Source organism: Bdellovibrio sp. HCB2-146, assembly GCF_047345725.1.
Taxonomy (GTDB): Bacteria; Bdellovibrionota; Bdellovibrionia; order Bdellovibrionales; family Bdellovibrionaceae; genus Bdellovibrio.
In genome coordinates this window covers 442,740-460,388 of the sequence record NZ_JBLEQP010000002.1, presented here as the reverse complement: position 1 = coordinate 460,388, position 17,649 = coordinate 442,740, and the positions used below count along the sequence as shown (strand labels likewise).

The following is a 17,649-nucleotide window of genomic DNA, read 5'->3' as shown; positions in this document are numbered from 1 at the left end:
TAGAGGAAATATGGCTAACAATAAACAATCTTTCGGCCGTTTTGATTTCGTTGGAAAAGCGTGGCTTTTCGGTGGAATCTCTCTTGTTTTGACTGTGGCTTCTTTGATCTATCTAGCTGTTGCTGGATTGAACTACGGTATCGACTTTAAAGGTGGTACTGAGATTCAAGTGAAGTTTGATCAAGGCGTGACAATCGACAACGTTCGTGAAGCGATCACAAAATTGAACTTGGGTGATGTCGGTGTTCAGTCTTTCGGTGAAGGTAACGAATACATCGTTCGTTTCCAAGGTCGCCAAGGTGCAACTGATAAAGAAACAAATGAAATCTTGAATGCAGATATCGCAAAAATCCGTGAAACAATCACGACGTCTTTTGCACAATCAAATCCAGATATCCGCCGCGTGGATACAGTAGGACCTCAAGTAGGTTCTGAGTTGAAACGTAACGGTTTGCTTGCGGTATTCTATTGCTTGCTTGTGATCTTGATCTATGTGGCATTGCGCTTCGACTACAAATTCGCACCAGGTGCGGTTCTGTGTTTGTTCCATGATGCTGTGATCACATTGGCTGTGTTCAACCTTGTGGGTAAAGAAGTGAACGTAGCAATCCTAGCTGCGATCATGACTTTGATTGGTTTCTCTCTGAATGACACGATCGTCGTATTCGACCGTATCCGTGAAACAGATCACCAAGCTCACGAAAAAGGTTTCAGTTTCATCATCAATAAATCCATCAACGACATGTTGATCCGTACATTGATCACTTCTGGTACGACTTTCGTATCAGCTTTGTGCTTGTACATCTTTGCTGATGGCACTGTTGAAGACATCGCATTTGCAATGTGCGTGGGTATCTTCTTCGGTACTTACTCTTCTATCTACGTAGCAGCTCCGCTTGTTTTGTTGATGGAAAAGTTCGGCGTAAAGAAAACAGCGAAAGCATAGGTTTTAATGAATCCTCTTTGGAAGTCGCGCGAATCTGAAATGGAAGTCCAAACCCCTTCGAATGTCGAGGGCGGTCAGTGGCCTTCCATGATAGGTAAGATTCTCGCGGCCCGAGGATTTGTGGAATCCGACAAAGTTGAAAAACTGTTGTTTCCAAAACTAGGGGATCTTAAGGATCCTCTTCTTTTAAAGGGAATGGCCCAAGCGCTTGAGCGCATTGGACAAGCTCATATCAATAAAGAAAAAATCTGCATCTACGCTGACTTTGACTTGGATGGAACTTCAGGTCTGGCTCTCCTAAAAAAAGGAATGCTGGCTTTAGGTTTTCCAGAAGTCCTGCATTATCAACCCAAACGTTTGTCGGAAGGTTACGGCTTTCACGCATCGGCTGTTGAGGAATTGCATAAACAGGGTGTGAGTCTGATCATCACAGTCGACGTGGGGATTACGGCCAATGCGGCGGTTGCTCGTGCCAACGAATTAGGTATCGATGTGATTCTAACGGATCACCATTTGCCTGCAGGTGAATTGCCTCCGGCATTTGTGATTGTGAATCCAAACCAAGGAACTTGCGATTCAGGTCTGGGTTATTTATGTGGAGCTGGGGTTGCGTTTTATCTTTTAAGAGGACTTAAAAGATACTTTCAAGATCACCCCCAACTGCCTAAAAATAATTGGGATTTAAAAGAAGTTCTAGATTACTTTACGATCGGAACATTAACGGACATGGTTCCGTTGGTGGACGACAATCGAGTTCTTGTTAAGCACGGGCTCTTAAAGCTCGCCGAAACCAAGAGCGCCGGACTTAAAGCTCTTCTTGAAGAGTTGGATTTAACAGGGCGTCCTTTAACGAGTCAGGATGTGGCGATTCGTTTTGCGCCGAAGCTTAATGCTTTGTCGCGAATGGAATCGGGCATTTTACCAATTGATATTTTCCTAATTGAAGATAAAGCCCAGGCGAAAAGCATGGTCGGGCAGGTTCTTAAGAATAACTCCACACGTGTGCAGTTACAAAGTGACGCCGAAGCAGAAGCTCAAGAGTTACTTAAAGGCTGGCCACATAAAGACTTTGTTTTCGTGGCTTCTAAGAACTTCCACCGTGGTGTTGTCGGATTGATCGCAACCAAGCTGACACAGGTTTATAATAAGCCTGCGTTCGTAGGGTCCGTCGGTGATGACGGAATGATTGTGGGGAGTGCACGCTTGCCACAAGGTCAGGAAGCTTGCTTGGTTGAAGCTATGGGTTCGGCCGAAAAGCTATTGAATCGTTTTGGCGGTCACTCGGCAGCAGCTGGATTTGAAGTGGCTGAATTCAATGTACCTTCCTTTATTGGTTCCTTGGATCAGCATTTTTCTGAACTTCGCGAAAAACCAAAACCGCTTGAGATCTATTACGATGTTGAAGCGGCTTTGCCGGAAGTCAGTGCTGGTCTTATGAAGTGGTATGACTTTGTAGGTCCGTTTGGTACGGGATTTACAACGCCTTTGATTCACTTCACAAATGTTCAAGTGATTTCTAAAAGAGATCTTAAAGGTGGGCATCTTCGTTTGAAATTAGTAGATCAAGATGGTCAGCATTCAACCGAAGCTTTGTTGTTCACACCAACTCCTCGTCAAATTGAAAGTCTCTCTGTGGTGCCAGGGTATTATCATATCTTGGGCGAGCTTCAGTGGAATTACTTTGCTGGGCAGAAAACCGTCCAGATCTTGATCCGCGATATAAAGGTTGCAACATGAGTCGTAAAAAAGTTGTCGTCTTGCTTTCAGCAGGACTGGATTCGACGGTCAATGCTTTTGACGTTAAAAAGCATGGTCGTGAGATTGCTTTAGCTCTGACGTTTAACTATGGACAAAGAGCTGCGAAAAAAGAAATTGAATGTGCAGCAAAGCTGGCTGCTTATTTGGAAGTTCCTCATAAGGTTGTCGATCTGCCTTGGTTTAAAGATTTCAATAAATCTTCATTGTTGGTTGAATCAGAAAAAGTACCAACAGGTTCTGAAGTGCAAATCGACAACAAGGAACAATCCGAACAAACAGCGAAGTCGGTTTGGGTTCCCAATCGTAATGGGATCTTCTTAAATATTGCTGCTGCCTATGCAGAAGCCTTGGGTGCGGATGCTGTCATTCCAGGATTTAATGCGGAGGAAGCTGCGACCTTCCCTGATAATACGAAAGAGTTCCTCGATCAAACGACCAAGGCTCTTTACTACTCGACATCCAATCACGTGACGGCGGGTTGTTATACAACTCACTTAAAGAAGCCAGATATCGTGCGTTTAGGGCATGGACTGCAAGTTCCTTGGGAACTGATTTGGCCATGTTACTTTGCAGGTGATAAATGGTGCGGGGAGTGTGAATCCTGCCTTCGTTCGAAACGTGCGTTTGCTTCTGCAAACATCGACGTCAGCAATCTTTATAAGGAGTAAGATCCGTGAAGAGCCTCTTCATTGAAAAACCACAAACTTATGATGGCACTCAGTTGCGCTCTTTGTATGCGTATTTGGATCACAAGGTTTTAGGTCCTTCAGTGGTTTCATGGACGGGGCCTTGTTCTATTTCTTTTGATCACATGGTTGATGGAGAAGACTTATTAGAGCAGGCGGAAATACGTGGCGCTAATATGCTCCACTTTATCATCGAAATTTTCGATCGCGATTTGTTCTCAGGTGTGGCTTTGCAAAGAATGTTTGCGGCGATTGCGCGTGACTATCTCAGTGCGAAGTCAGGTCAGGCCTTGGTTCGTGAAGGGGATGATCTCTTTTTGGGACAAGGGAAATTGTCTATTAGTATCGCCACGAAATCACCGGTCTCGGTGATGGTTCACTTTGCCATGAATATCACCAATGAAGGTACGCCAGTGAAAACAGCGAGCTTGGAAGATCTTCGTCTCAATCCGAGACAAGTGGCGACAGACTTGATGTCTTTATTAATAGAAGAGTACGAATCGATCGTGAAAGCCACACAGAAAGTGCGCCCGGTTAACTAAGCTCATTCTCTATATATTGAGGCTCGCAGCTTTGTAGCGAGCCCCTTCTCTTAATATCTTTAAAAAACTATGGATATCTCAACTATCCAACTAGTCGACTGTTTAGCAAAATACGGCATTTTTGATTTTTAGGGTTTTTCGTTTCATCGTGAGACGTGCGCGTGCCCCTAAATTCTTTATTAGCCCCACTGCCTTGGCACAAAGCTTGAGTATATACCTCTATAACAGGTTAAAACGAAATTAAAGGTAGAAGGAGAAACATATGAAAACAACGATTCTTAAACTAGTATTCGCAGTAGGTGCTTTGTTTGCTTTGGCGAACTGCTCAAAGAGTGATGACAACTCTAGCGTATATGGCATGTGCCAAGCTGGACAAGTGAACACTTCTCAAGGCTGTATCTCGCAACAATATTGTAACGGGCAAACATGTTATTATAATGGCCAACAACTTCCGATCCTCAACAACGGATACGGCTATAACAACGGTACGAACTGTATGGCAGGTGAGATCTACACGACTCTTGGTCGTTGCTTACCAACGGCAGGTTGTGCTCCAACTTATCCAAACTACGGTTTCTACAACGGTATGTGCTACCCAGCAGCTAACAACTATAACAACGGTATGTACAACAACGGCATGAATAACTGCCAAATGAACCAGTACGGTCAGTGCATGAACAGCACTCCAATCTGGTAATCATTTCGTAGCAACATTATGCTTCAGATGATGGGAATGAATCAGATCATTCTCCTTCACTGAGAAGTTCCCATCAGAGCAATGAAGAGCCTCGAAAGAGGCTCTTTTTTTTTGTTCATTGAAACCCCTGTCATAAGCATGGTAAGAACGCTTCATGGAAATTCCTCATTCTGAAGCTGCTGAACGTAACAAAGAACCGATTTTAAGAGTCTTAAAAGAAGTCATTCGACCGAATCATCAACGTTTGTTGGAAATCGGAGCGGGCACTGGTCAACATGCCGTGTATCTGGCGCCTTTTTTCCCGCATCTAGATTGGACGCCGACAGAGCAGGCGGAGAATCTACCGATGCTTAAGCGTCGTATTGAGCAAGCTCGCATTCCAAATATCACCACTCCGTTTAAGTTACGAATTGGTGAAAACGATTTCCCCATTCGGACATTTGATATTGTTCTGACGATCAATACTTTCCACATTATGCATTGGAAGGAAGTAAAGACCTTCATTAAGCTGGTGAGCGGTCGCTTGCAAGAGGGTGGGTTGGTTGTGATTTACGGACCTTTTAACTATGGCGGTAAATTCACGACACCAAGTAATGAGGCGTTTGATAAGACGCTAAAAGAAAAAGATCCCTTAAGTGGGCTTCGTGGTTTTGAAGATGTGCTAAAAGCGTTTGCGAAGAACGAATTTGAATTATTAAAGGACTACGAAATGCCTTCAAACAATCGCATGCTAGTATTTAGCCGCTTGAAGTTCGCGAAAAATAAAATTCCAAGAAGATAAGATTTGCGAAGAAGAGTCGAACTGCGCCGAGGCTGTAAGCTCAGCGCAGCTTGAGGTTAGTGGTGATGGCCACCGCTGTTGGATTTACCTGTGAGTTTCAAAGGTAATTTGTAGATCGCTTCGTTGCCGACAGCTTTCTCTCTTGTCGCTTGCACAACAAGTTCACCTTTTTTAGTCGCTATTTTTTGTGATGGTATACAGTGGTAATGGTCTCCGCCCATCGGCAGGCAGTTAAATGGAACGGTTGCCTTTTTGTTTCTATAAGTCACGGCAACTGAAGAATCTTTCAGTGTCGGGTTTTTAAATTCCATATCCAGCAAATACACATGTACGCTTTGGTCTTTATCCAGAACTACTTCAGTGTGAAATGCGCCAGGCATTTGCACATAGCCTTGGTTTGGACCCAGTTTGTCATCCCCATGGGCCCAAGCGGTAAGCGGCATAAAGAGGGAAGTGAGAATTAGTTTTTTCATGGGAATCTCCTTTAAATCAGTTCCTTGATTTTTTCCACTACCAGCGTGAGGTCTCTTTCGAGTTCGATCAAGCGGCGTTGGTTTTCATAATAAGATGTCGTAGCTCCGTCGAGATCCGCCGAGTTTTTCACTCCACGTTTGTACTCGGCTAGAGTCATTTCGTAATATTTCTTTGTAAGCCCCAAACGTTGCTGAAAAAGACCTTTTAAATTTGAAAGTTCTTTTTGTTTGGTGAGCAGATTTTCTAATTGGGACTTGATATTTAAAGCCACTGCTGTTTTCTCTTGAGTCGAGGATTCAGCGCGAGCTTTCGACGCTTTCAAATCGTGATAATTTGAAAGGCCTGTAAAAATATTCCAGCGTAAAAGCAAAGCGACCTTTGATTCATTGCCACTCCAAGGATCTTGGTAAGCAGGAGTGATGCGACCGTAACTGGCTTCTAAATCCAGACGTGGAACGAAATCCGATCTTTGTATAGAGCGTTCATTCGCAGCTACAGATTCGCGCAGGGTTTGCTTTTTCAGAGCGGGATTGCCTTCGATAGCTTTTTCCGGCGCGATATGCAAAGTTCCTTGCGGAAAGTTTTCCGCCACTGAAATATGTTCGCTTGAAACTTCTGAATTCAAAACGGACTTGAGATCAGCGATGCTTTGAATGATTTCATTTTCTAAAAGCTCACGCTGTGATTTCAAAGTATTTTCTTCGATATCAATTTCGATGGCATCAACGCCTGAAGTGAGTCCGGCATTGACCTTTTTCTGTGCCATTTGGCGTTGGCTTTGTAAAAGACCCAGCTTGGATTCATAGATCTTCAAAATTTTTTTATTTGCCAGAATTTGATAATAGAGACTGCGAACTTTGTAAGTAAGACTGCGGCGCTCAATTTCTAGATTGAGATTGGCAATTTCGGCCTCTTCTGTCGCAATACTTTTGCGATAAGCATCTTTGCCACCTTGGAAGAGATTCCATGCACCCGTGATATAGCCGACATATCCTTGTTCAGGCTCGTCGATAACTTTGAAATCCTCATAGCCACCGGTTAGGAACACATCCGGCAGAAAGCGGCCCGTTGCTGCAGAAGCTTCGGATTCTTTCGCTGATTGCTCAAGCTTAAAGCTTTGTAGGCTTGGATTGTTGTCGATTAATTTTTTCTCTAGCGCTTCGAGGTCTGAAGCGTAGGAAAAGGAGCTAGAAACTAAAATCAACAACGACAAGGTTCGTAACATAACTACTCCTCAACTAGGAATTTAAACTTGTCTTTTTTTCCATTGTAATCGACGGAGACTTCAATATCGGCGCGATATGAACCTTCAAGCTTGTAGGTGCCAGAGAAAGAGTTTGTTTCTTTCTTCAGTGGCATGTCGGCTGGTTTGCCTTTAGGAGATTTGATCGTCGCTGTGAGATTTAATTTATTGAAATCCAATTTTTCATTTTCGTGCGGGAACGGAAAAAATTGAATCTTTCCATCAAGAGCTAACATTTCCATGTGCATTTGTTTTCCCGTTTTTACGATCCCACCGTGACGAGATTTCACTTGTCCTGGAACGTCGTGACCCTCATGGGCAAGAGCAGGTGTCAAGGGGAGGAGAGCGAGAGCTGCAATTAGAACAAGACGTAACATTTTAGAACTCCTTTTAAGATAATTCGTTTTCTTTAATTTTTGTATTTAAGTATTTAAACGCCGAACTCTGACCAAAGTGATAGAATACTGTCGGAGTCACGAACAAGTCCAATAATGTGCTGCTGATCAATCCCCCGACAATGACCACAGCAACGGGATGAAGAATTTCTTTGCCGGGTTCCCCTTGTGAAAGAACTAGTGGTAATAGTCCCAGGATTGCGGTGAGAGCCGTCATCAATACCGGCACCAGACGTTCGAGTGATCCACGTATGACCATTTCTTTGCTAAAACTCTCGCCTTCGTATTTCATCAGGTGCAGATAATGGGAGATCATCATGATTCCATTGCGTGAGGCGATACCGCACAAAGTAACGAATGCCACCAAACTTGCGATATTAATCGTGCCTTTTGTAATCAGGATCGCAAATACACCACCGATAAAAGCCATCGGCACATTGAGCATGACTTGGAAGGAAATAAATCCGCTCTTGAAGTGCGCGTACAAGATCACAAAGATTGCGATGATCGAGAGCGTTCCTAGGAGTGCCATCAAACGAGATGCTTGCTGTTGGCTTTCAAACTGGCCACCGTACTGAATATAGTAACCAGCTGGCATTTGAACATTTTTATCAATTTTCTCTCGTAACTGCTGAACAAGACCATCCAAATCGCGAGCCGCGGAATTGGCTTGGACGACGATGCGACGTTGGGCGTTCTCGCGATTAATAATATTTGGCCCCGAAGTCTCGTATACGTCTGCAATCATAGAAACATAAACCTTCGTTCCATCAGGCATCGTTTTCACGGGACTTTTTTTGATGAGTTCAAGATCAGATCTCGATTTCTCATCAAAGCGCATGAATACATCAATTGTTCTCTGCTTTTGCAGAATTTGACCGACGATTTCACCTTGCAGGGCTTTTTCTAAAAGTTTTGCCAGGTCGCCGACGGATACTGCATATCGTGCGGCTTGATCTCTTAATAGTTGAATTTTCACCTGCGGAATCAATGTTTGTTGTTCGACTTGTAAGTCAACGAGGCCTGGCGTGTCTGCAATCGCATTTCGAATTTCACTGGCTTTCGCGCGCAGAACAGGCAGCTCTGGTCCAAAAACTTTGATTGCAATTTGAGCTCTTACGCCTGAAAGCATATGGTCGAGACGGTGAGAGATCGGCTGACCAATATTAATACCCACATTTTCGATAACAGCTAAATTCTCACGAATTTCTTTTAAGATGACTTCGCGCGGTCGACCGGATTCTTTAAAGTCGACATCGATTTCAGATGTGTGAATACCTTCTGCATGTTCGTCTTGTTCGGCACGTCCGGTGCGGCGAGAAACGAATTCGACCTCAGGAGTTTTTAGAATGATCTCTTCGGCTTTTTGCCCAAGATTATTGGATTCCTCCAAGGAAATGCCCGGGACAGCTGAGACCGTGATCATTGCCGTGCCCTCGTTAAAGTGAGGCAAAAAGTCACGACCAATAAATGGTAAGCAACTTAAGGCGATGACAAAAAGACCACTGGCAATCGCGATAACGGATTTAGGGTGTTTCAACGATTTTTCTAAGAGCTTCGTATCCCACTTTTTGAGGAAGCGAACCAGGGCGCCGTCTTTATGTTGATGCAAAGGCGTATTTGGCAAAAGCATTGAGCAAAGAACTGGCGTGACAGTTAAAGACACTAACATCGAAGCTAAAAGTGAGATGATATAAGAGATGCCAAGAGGAGCGAACAGACGTCCCTCGATACCGCCCATACTAAAGAGCGGAACAAACACTAAACACACGATAATCGTCGCAAGAACGATCGAATTACGAACTTCAGAAGATGCTTCGTAAATCACGCGAAGCGAAGATAGAGGTTCTCCTTTGAGTTTATTTTCACGCAAACGGCGATAGACGTTTTCGACATCGACAATAGCATCATCGACAAGTTCGCCAATTGCGACAGCTAAGCCACCAAGAGTCATAGTATTTACTGATAGGCCAAAGATCTTAAAGACTATGGCTGTAATAACAAAGGACAGTGGGATGGCGGTCATCGTAATAGCCGTCGTGCGGAAATTAAGAAGGAACATAAAGAGTACGATGAAAACTAGAATCACACCGTCGCGCAAAGCTTCGATCACGTTATGGATCGAGTTTTCAATAAAACGAGACTGTTTAAAAAGATTCTCTTTAAGTTCTACACCAGGCGGAAGCGAGCTTTCCATCTCTTTGAGTGCGCTTTCGATTTGTTTGGTCAGATCAATCGTGCTCGCACCCGGTTGTTTTTGGATCGCCATGATAACAGAGGCTTTGCCATTGATGCTTGCATCACCACGTTTGACCTGATGTCCTTCGCGGACTTCCGCAATATCTTTTACAAGAATAGGACGTCCCAAATGAAGGCCGACATAAGAATTTAAAATATCGTCTTTGGATTTTACCGCGCCGATATTGCGGATTAAATACTCTTGAGCCCCAATATCAATAAAACCACCTGTTGAATTGATGCTGAGATCTGAAAGGCTGTGCTCCACATCATCCAGAGCAATCTGCATTTTTTGCAGCTTTTCCGCGGAAATTAAAATTTGATACTGACGAACGCCGCCACCCAAAGAGATCACCTGTGAAATCCCAGGAATTGCCATCAGTCGCGGGCGCAAGGTCCAATCGGCATAAGTGCGAAGGTCCATCGGCGAGACACTGTCATCTTTAGCGGTTAAGCCAATAAGCTGAATTTCTCCCATAATGGAGTTCACCGGTCCCATCACAGGACTGACATTGTCAGGAAGTTTTTCTTTGGCGAGGGCGATTTTTTCTTGCACCATCTGGCGATCTAAAAAGATATCCGTGCCCCATTTGAACTCGACATAGATAATGCTCAATCCGACGGCCGAGCTTGAACGAACCCGCTCCACACCAGGCAGACCATTTAAACTTGTCTCAAGAGGGAACGTGATCAGGGTTTCGACCTCTTCGGGGGCCAGTCCCGCAGCTTCGGTCATAACTGTCACTGTCGGACGGTTCAAATCGGGGAACACATCAATAGGGAGGGAAATCAGGGCCCAGGTCCCATAGACCAAGGCAAAGGCTGAAAGAGCAATAATGAGCAGGCGGTGTGTCAGAGAAAACTTAATAATTCTATCGAGCATATATCCTCATTCAGACCCTATTAGGAGCGCCCCCTGGAGTTTGTGACAAAAAATAAAAAATATATTTTTGAGACGACCCCTTGGAATATACCCCCAGGGGGTATATAAAGGAAGAGAAATGAGGTGAATTTATGAAAGACGATGCAAAGCACCCTGATCACGGATTCCACAAAAAGCGTCTGCAACGAGTTCGCGGACAAATCGATGGTATTTCTCGCATGATTGATGAGCGCCGTTATTGTCCTGATATCGTGATTCAAATTCGAGCGGCAGCAAAAGCACTGCAAGCCATAGAAGCTGAAATTATTAATACACATATTGAAGGCTGCGTAAAAACAGCGATTAAAGCAAAGAACGAAAAAGAAATTCATAAGAAAATAGACGAGATCATGGATCTCATACAGAAGTAAGGAGAAGAAATCATGAAGCCAGATAACAATGTCGATTTAGACCTGCAGTTAATCGGGATGTCCTGTGTGAACTGCGCCGGCAAAATCGAGAAAACCCTGAACTCGATGGAGAATGTGAAAGCCACAGTCAATTTTGCGACTGAAAAGGCCCACGTGCAATTCCCTGAGGGCGCAATTCAAGCGGACGAAATCATTAAGGCTATCCAAAATATTGGGTATCAAGCTTTCGAATTAAATGACCAAGTGTCATCTGAGGATTTGAAACAAAAGGCTCAGGAAGAGTATACAAAAGATTTGCGTCACTTTGTGTTCGCACTTGTTTTAACACTTCCCTTTTTGTTTGAGATGCTCGCGATGCTTCAGACTGGTCACACGGAAGTTATGCCTCGTTGGTTGCAATGGATCTTAGCAACTCCTGTGCAGTTCTGGTTAGGATGGCGTTTTTATCGAGGAGCGTATTACGCGCTTAAAAATAAATCGGCCAATATGGATGTTCTGGTCGCTCTTGGAACCAGCATGGCTTACTTGTTAAGCGTTGTTGTTATTGTTATGAACTGGGCACACAGTCATGTGTATTTTGAAGCCAGCACGGCGATTATCACTTTGATCCTCTTAGGTAAGTTGTTAGAGTCAAGAGCCAAAGGAAAAACCTCTGAAGCGGTCGAGAGCTTGATGCGTTTGCAACCACAGACGGCATTTTTAGAAACAGCAGAGGGCCTTAAAGAAGTGCCAATTTCAGAGCTAAAAATCGACGATGTCGTTCTTGTGAAAAACGGCGAAGCATTCCCTGTGGATGGCGTGGTTGTCGAGGGGACATCGACAGTCGATGAGGCGATGTTAACGGGAGAAAGTATTCCGGTAACAAAAAAAGAAGGCGATCACATTTTCGCTGCAACTTTAAATCAAGAAGGGGCCTTGCGTGTGCGCGCTAAAAGCGTGGGCGGGAAAACGCAATTAGCCCAAATTATTAAAATCGTGACTGCTGCTCAAGGATCCAAAGCGCCGATTCAAAAAATGGCTGATAAAATCTCATCGATATTTGTTCCTGTGGTTGTGGGAATTAGTATTTTAACTTTTATTGGAACATGGCTCTGGACTCGTGATTTTAGCATGGCGTTTGTCGCCTCTGTATCGGTCCTCGTGATTGCATGTCCGTGTGCTTTAGGTTTGGCAACTCCAACAGCTGTTGTTGTCGGAATTGGGAAAGCTGCGCAATTAGGAATTCTTTTCCGCGATGCCAAGGCGCTGGAGCTGGCTGAAAAAATCGACGTTCTTATTTTGGACAAAACAGGCACGATCACAGAAGGAAAACCTCAAGTGATGGACGTGCACGCGATTCGTGGAACCAGAGGCGAGGTCCTAAAAATTGCCGGAGCGCTTGAGAAAGGTTCTTCGCATCCACTGGCCCATGCTGTGACAGAAAGTGCGAAAGGATTAGGAGATCTTGCTGTTCAAGATTTTAAATCCGTGGTCGGAGAAGGGGTGCAAGGGCGCATCCAAAATATGAATTATTATATTGGGCGCAGCAAATGGATTGCTCAGCGAATTGCGGTGGAAGAGTCATTTATCCGCGATATGGAAGATAAAGGGCAAACTGTTGTGGTTCTAGCGACTGATGAGCATGTGTTAGCTTATATCGGTATCGCTGACAAAATCAGAGAAACGTCTCGCCAAGCTATTGCAGATTTAAAATCCCGTGGTGTGCAGGTTCTGATGTTAACTGGTGACAATGAGGGAGCTGCAAAGGAAATTGCCAATCAAGTAGGTATCACGGATTTCAAATTTCACGTGGGACCTTCCGATAAAGCCAATATCGTTCTTACTCAGAAACGCAAAAAGAAACGTGTTGCGATGGTGGGAGATGGTATTAATGATGCTCCAGCCTTAGCAATGTCGGATGTGAGTTTCTCGATGTCATCAGGAACTGATATTGCCATGGAATCAGCAGACGTGACGTTGATGCACAACGATCTGCGCTCAGTTGTTCAAGCGATGGACTTATCTGCTTTGACTCTGAAAAAGATAAAACAAAACTTGTTCTTTGCTTTTATCTATAACGTCTTTGGAATTCCGTTAGCAGCACTTGGAATGCTAAATCCGGTGATTGCAGGTGCGGCGATGGCGCTAAGTTCCGTATCGGTTGTGACGAACTCACTGCTGTTAAAGCGCAAGCAATTAAAGTCATAGTATGAAAACCAAGCGGAGCATCAGCGCTCCGCTTGCGCTCTTGTTTGGAAAAGGTACGGCATACCTCTTATTTTTCTTTTTGTTTGATATAGGCTTCGCGCAACCAGATGCGGATGTGTTTGAGGTAGTGGTCTTTCATCCCAAAGAACACGAAATGATTTAAGAAGGCTTCGCCGGCTTGTTCTTTTTCGGCATAGTTGCAGGTGCCGATAATTTCTGGAGTGTCGACTTCGTCAGGACGCCATAGGATAAATTCGCGGAAAGAACCTACGCCGATCGCGCGGTAATATTTTAAAATAATACCGGCTTCTGAAATTTGTGTGATTTGTACAGGATTGGCGACTTTCAAAGTTCCGCCCTCGCACAGTTCCGCATAAGTCGTATCGTTCTGCGGTGTCAGAGCAGGCCACTGCAACAATAACTTTTTAACGAAATACAAACGATCCCATGGTGTATAGAAAATTTCTTTCGCCCATTTTAAAAGATCGCGAATTTGCTCAGCACTTTGTCGTTTTTTAGTATAAAGAGCAAGATCTGGAATTTTTTCTGCAGTCCCACGCTTTTTACAGCGATCGGCAAAAACCTTCGTAAATTGTTCCCATTTTTTTGGACCGTCATCCAAAAAAAGATCCATACTCGCAATAAAGAGATCAACATGGTTTGGTAATTCGCGGCGGTGAGTAGTGTCTTTGTCATCAAGGTCTGACAAGAGCTGCGCACTGTGCGAATATCCGTCAACATGGATGTGACTGAATTTTTCTTCCAGCAATGATTTTATGTCGCTGACGACTCCGGCATCTTCATCAAAAATGATGATATTGAACTGGGCTTTTTGAGAATTATTAAATGGAATTGTCTTGTGAGCTTTGTTTTGCAGAACATGTTTTCGAATTTGCTGAATCTGTGCCGGATCAGCTCCTAAAAACGCAAATTCACAGTGAAATTCTTTTTCGGAGACTTCTTTGCATGAAATACAGGTCGCAAATATTCCACGTTTATGTTCAGTTTGGAAAAGCTTATCATAATATTTCGAAGTCGAGCCGATGCGAATTTCATGATTGTTGATAGTTTTAAAACCCACTTCGCTCACGGACTCAAAGGGAACTTCCTTTAACATCTCGATCGTCGAGCTGATCTTCATTGTCGCTATGTCAGAGCTGCTTTGCAGTGGATGATGGCCCGTCAGAGCATATTCGATATCTTGCTTTAAGATAAGCTTATCAAATGGTTTAAAGATCACGTTGTTGATAATACGTTCTTCGGCCAATTTGATATCAAAGTCAGGGCTGTCGAAGGCTGTGATAATTAAAGCCGTTGGCTCTTCAATGGAACACATTTGTTTGCGTACGAAAAAGTCCCGCGCGCGACGAATCAGTCCCATATTCTGAGTTCCCAGGAACTCGTCCTTTGCAATAACCAGGCGTAATTCATCAGCGACTGTTGGTTCGACTGGATCACCTTGATCCAAACTGTGGCGATGACCGTGGACGGCTAATGCCTTCGGTCCTTCTGTCAGAGCTGTTTTGAGAAATTCGTGGAATTCGGCTAAGTTTTGGAAAAAGCGGATCTGCAACTTTGAGTCAATACTTTGTAAAGACTCGAAAATTTCTTTCTGCGCCCGAATGTCATCTTCTAAGACGTAGATGAACTTCATAGTATCATTCTAAATCACAATCTAACAAAAGTACAGCTAAGGGTTCCTAAATATAAAATAAACCGCACCAACGAGACACAATCCTGCCCAGAGATAATCAAGCTTCAACGACTGTTTCATATAGAGAACTGAGAATCCTGCAAATACGATCATCGTAATCACTTCTTGCATGATCTTGAGTTGGGGAAGCGTGTAGATGTTGGAGCCGAGTCGGTTTGCTGGAACTTGGAAAATGTATTCAAAGAATGCGACACCCCAGCTAACTAAAATTGCAACCCACAGAGCTGAATTTTTATGGTCCTTTAAGTGTCCATACCATGCATACGTCATAAAAATATTGGAAAGAAATAAAAGTCCGATAGGCGCTGCTGAACTCATGGATTTGTCCTCTGGTTGTAAGCGTGGTTACAAAGCAAACTTGCAATACGACGATACTCACTTAAAAGATCCAAGTGAATGGAGCTGGTGTTGATCGAAGTATTGATACCGCGATTTAAGCGGCTGATATGATTTTCACGCAAAGTAATTTCGATTTTTGCCAACTCACGTTTAAGTTGAATCGCATTTTCACAAAGCTCTTTGTTTTGGAACGCATTAATAGCCATGGAAGCTACTTTTACAACCTGAGCATGCATGTCGCGAATTTCCTGCCAGCCATCGTCCGAAAACTCAAGCTTGAGCGCATTTTTCTTAATCGCCAGCGCGAGAATGTTGATGTCGATCGCGTCAGCGGCACGCTCTAAGTCCGATAGGAACATAATCATATTCATCACGTTTTGATGCACGACTGTGTTGGATTTATTGGCATGGTCGAGAAGGAACATCTTCGTTTCGCGATACAAGAAATCGACCTTGTTGTCGCGATCTTTGATGGAATCAAAATCTTTAGGATCATTTGTTTCAAACAAACGAATCGAATCTTTGATCATTCCCAAAACGATATCAGCCGTGCGCATGATTTCTCGTTGTGCATAGGAAACAGCCAAGGCAGAACTTTGGTAGTTATTCATATTCACAAACTCAGTTCCAAATTCTTCCGAAGCTGATTTTGGGAACATTTTCTCAATAAGGTCGGCGCCCTTATTGAGAAACGGATAGAAAATAATCGCAGACACGACGTTAAACACCAAGTGAGCGTTGGCAATTGAACGAGAGATCGTCGTATCAAATGTTAATAAGAAGTCGATAAAGACCTGTGTGAACGGGTAGAAAATAACCGCACTAATGGTTTTATAAAAGAAATGCGCCCACGCCACCTGACGGCCGACGTAGTTTCCACCGGCAGCTGCAATCAAGGCCACCGAAGTCGTTCCGATATTAGCACCGTAAACCCAAAGCATCGCATCGTAAAATGTAATCGCTTTTACTGCAGCCAAACTCATCGCCAGACCAATCGTCACAGCGCTAGATTGAACCAGGGCGCAGAATACGATGGAAATAATCAACGAGTATGCTGGGTTGTCACGGACGTTTTGGAAAAGATCCGTGAGCAGAGGATTTTCTGCAAAGTGGTGCGACGAAATTGAAATTAGTTTCAGTCCCAAAAACAAAAGACCAAAACCCATAAATACCAAAGAGAGGTTTTTAAAAACCGTCTTTTTGGATTTGAAATAAAACATGAATGCCACGGCAAAAACTGGAAGTGCGTATTGCGATAGATCCAAAGAGATGAATTGAACTGTGATCGTAGTTCCGATCGCAGTTCCGATGATCACACCCATGACTTGACGAAGACTCACGACGCGAGCAGAGCCTAAGCCTACAAGCATCGAAGTCACAGCGCCTGAGCTTTGCATCAATGTTGTGAGAACAACACCAGTGAGGATGGCAAGGAATTTACTTTGTGAGAGACGATTTAAAAGGCCCGTGATTTTTCCGGCCATTAATTTTTCAAGAGAAGAGCTGGAAAGACCCATTCCATAAAGGAACATGGCCACGCCACTGATAAGGATCACAAAATAGGAATTCTGAGTGTCAATCATGAAGTAGTATACCTGTCTTTAAAGCGGAGCAGACTCCAAAAGAATAGGATTGTAGCAATAGAACACGGAATGAGGAAGCCCCAATACTGTGCGTGAACGTAAACATAAGCAGAAGTCAAAGATCCAGCGACAAATGAGCTGATTAAACCAGCACGCATCCAGTTGGCGCGAATCTCGTTAGGACGAGGTTGAATTTTGTGAGAGCGGGAAAGAACTCGCATCACGCCGATGCCGAGATCCGTCGTGATCCCTGTTAGGTGAGTCGTTCGCACAACGGCGCCGAAAGCAGAAGTAACAGTCGCATTTTGCAAACCGCAAGCAAGGCAAAGTGCTGCCAACAACATGTAGTCACGCTGCAAAGACGCTGGCGCACCGAAGCCACCAAAAAATCCCATGGTTCCCGCGATTGTTACCAGCAAAGTCAGTAAAAAGATGAGACCCATCACCAATGGGTAGAGAGGACGGCGATCTGTTTGAATGCGTCGATCGACAAAGAACGCTGAAATCATCGCGCCACCGATAAAGAATCCAGGAACACTCAAAAACCCCAGAGCCTCATTCCAATTTCCTTGAGCACCCTCAGTGCCGATCATCGTCGCAAAACCCGTCACATGCGAAACGAAGCGATGGCAAGATAAGAACCCGCCAGTGTTAATCGTGCCTGCTTGAAAGGCCATGGCAAGCCAAGCAATTAAATTTCCAGCGGAGTATTCTGAGAGTGTCGAGCGGTGTTGCGAGAACATGAATTCAGAGTAAAACAATTCTTCCAAAAA

At 44.1% G+C, this 17,649-nt stretch carries 16 protein-coding genes; 8 read left to right on the top strand and 8 right to left on the bottom strand.

Annotated elements, in window-relative coordinates; all coding sequences use genetic code 11:
* Positions 1 to 10: 10 nt before the first annotated feature.
* The 6 genes from secF to ACLWOR_RS13120 all read left to right on the top strand — a co-directional run bounded on the left by secF (position 11) and on the right by ACLWOR_RS13120 (position 5,410).
* A complete protein-coding gene (secF, locus tag ACLWOR_RS13145) occupies positions 11 to 946 on the top strand; it encodes a protein translocase subunit SecF (RefSeq protein WP_413941206.1) in 936 nt (311 codons plus the stop codon).
* 6 nt (positions 947 to 952) lie between these two features.
* On the top strand, positions 953 to 2,683 hold the full coding sequence (gene recJ, locus ACLWOR_RS13140) for a single-stranded-DNA-specific exonuclease RecJ (RefSeq protein ID WP_413941205.1): 1,731 nt from the start codon (positions 953 to 955) through the stop codon (positions 2,681 to 2,683).
* Positions 2,680 to 3,372 carry a 7-cyano-7-deazaguanine synthase QueC gene (gene queC, locus ACLWOR_RS13135; RefSeq protein WP_413941204.1) on the top strand — a complete coding sequence of 231 codons (693 nt, stop codon included), beginning with the start codon at positions 2,680 to 2,682 and terminating at the stop codon, positions 3,370 to 3,372. The genes recJ and queC overlap by 4 nt, the downstream gene beginning before the upstream one ends.
* Positions 3,373 to 3,377: 5 nt before the next feature.
* The gene (locus ACLWOR_RS13130) at positions 3,378 to 3,932 is read left to right on the top strand and encodes a DUF366 family protein (protein WP_413941203.1); all 555 of its coding nucleotides are present in this window, start codon (positions 3,378 to 3,380) and stop codon (positions 3,930 to 3,932) included.
* 262 nt (positions 3,933 to 4,194) lie between these two features.
* Positions 4,195 to 4,629: a hypothetical protein gene (locus ACLWOR_RS13125; protein ID WP_413941202.1), complete on the top strand. Its 435-nt coding sequence runs from the start codon at positions 4,195 to 4,197 to the stop codon at positions 4,627 to 4,629.
* 154 nt (positions 4,630 to 4,783) lie between these two features.
* A complete protein-coding gene (locus tag ACLWOR_RS13120) occupies positions 4,784 to 5,410 on the top strand; it encodes a DUF938 domain-containing protein (RefSeq protein WP_413941200.1) in 627 nt (208 codons plus the stop codon).
* A 56-nt stretch (positions 5,411 to 5,466) separates the two neighbouring features.
* Here the strand turns inward: ACLWOR_RS13120 and ACLWOR_RS13115 are convergent, their stop codons facing one another.
* Genes ACLWOR_RS13115 through ACLWOR_RS13100 form a run of 4 tightly spaced genes read right to left on the bottom strand, consistent with a single transcriptional unit; the run spans position 5,467 to position 10,643 of the window.
* Complete coding sequence (locus ACLWOR_RS13115) at positions 5,467 to 5,883, bottom strand: hypothetical protein (RefSeq protein WP_413941199.1); 417 nt, start codon at positions 5,881 to 5,883, stop codon at positions 5,467 to 5,469.
* 11 nt (positions 5,884 to 5,894) lie between these two features.
* On the bottom strand, positions 5,895 to 7,109 hold the full coding sequence (locus tag ACLWOR_RS13110) for a TolC family protein (RefSeq protein ID WP_413941198.1): 1,215 nt from the start codon (positions 7,107 to 7,109) through the stop codon (positions 5,895 to 5,897).
* Positions 7,110 to 7,111: 2 nt separating this feature from the next.
* Positions 7,112 to 7,504 (bottom strand): hypothetical protein, encoded by a 393-nt coding sequence (locus tag ACLWOR_RS13105; RefSeq protein ID WP_413941197.1) that lies wholly within the window; start codon positions 7,502 to 7,504, stop codon positions 7,112 to 7,114.
* 13 nt (positions 7,505 to 7,517) lie between these two features.
* Complete coding sequence (locus tag ACLWOR_RS13100) at positions 7,518 to 10,643, bottom strand: efflux RND transporter permease subunit (protein ID WP_413941196.1); 3,126 nt, start codon at positions 10,641 to 10,643, stop codon at positions 7,518 to 7,520.
* 131 nt (positions 10,644 to 10,774) lie between these two features.
* Between ACLWOR_RS13100 and ACLWOR_RS13095 the strand changes: the two genes are divergently transcribed.
* Positions 10,775 to 11,053: a metal-sensitive transcriptional regulator gene (locus tag ACLWOR_RS13095; protein WP_413941195.1), complete on the top strand. Its 279-nt coding sequence runs from the start codon at positions 10,775 to 10,777 to the stop codon at positions 11,051 to 11,053.
* A 12-nt stretch (positions 11,054 to 11,065) separates the two neighbouring features.
* Complete coding sequence (locus ACLWOR_RS13090) at positions 11,066 to 13,240, top strand: heavy metal translocating P-type ATPase (RefSeq protein ID WP_413941194.1); 2,175 nt, start codon at positions 11,066 to 11,068, stop codon at positions 13,238 to 13,240.
* Between the two features lie 67 nt (positions 13,241 to 13,307).
* Here ACLWOR_RS13090 and ACLWOR_RS13085 read toward each other — a convergent pair whose 3' ends face one another.
* Genes ACLWOR_RS13085 through ACLWOR_RS13070 form a run of 4 tightly spaced genes read right to left on the bottom strand, consistent with a single transcriptional unit; the run spans position 13,308 to position 17,619 of the window.
* The gene (locus ACLWOR_RS13085; RefSeq protein WP_413941193.1) at positions 13,308 to 14,894 is read right to left on the bottom strand and encodes a hypothetical protein; all 1,587 of its coding nucleotides are present in this window, start codon (positions 14,892 to 14,894) and stop codon (positions 13,308 to 13,310) included.
* Positions 14,895 to 14,930: 36 nt separating this feature from the next.
* Positions 14,931 to 15,272: a DMT family protein gene (locus tag ACLWOR_RS13080; protein ID WP_413941192.1), complete on the bottom strand. Its 342-nt coding sequence runs from the start codon at positions 15,270 to 15,272 to the stop codon at positions 14,931 to 14,933.
* Positions 15,269 to 16,876: a Na/Pi cotransporter family protein gene (locus ACLWOR_RS13075; RefSeq protein ID WP_413941190.1), complete on the bottom strand. Its 1,608-nt coding sequence runs from the start codon at positions 16,874 to 16,876 to the stop codon at positions 15,269 to 15,271. The genes ACLWOR_RS13080 and ACLWOR_RS13075 overlap by 4 nt, the downstream gene beginning before the upstream one ends.
* On the bottom strand, positions 16,873 to 17,619 hold the full coding sequence (locus ACLWOR_RS13070; RefSeq protein WP_413941189.1) for a YoaK family protein: 747 nt from the start codon (positions 17,617 to 17,619) through the stop codon (positions 16,873 to 16,875). The genes ACLWOR_RS13075 and ACLWOR_RS13070 overlap by 4 nt, the downstream gene beginning before the upstream one ends.
* Positions 17,620 to 17,649 lie beyond the last annotated feature (30 nt).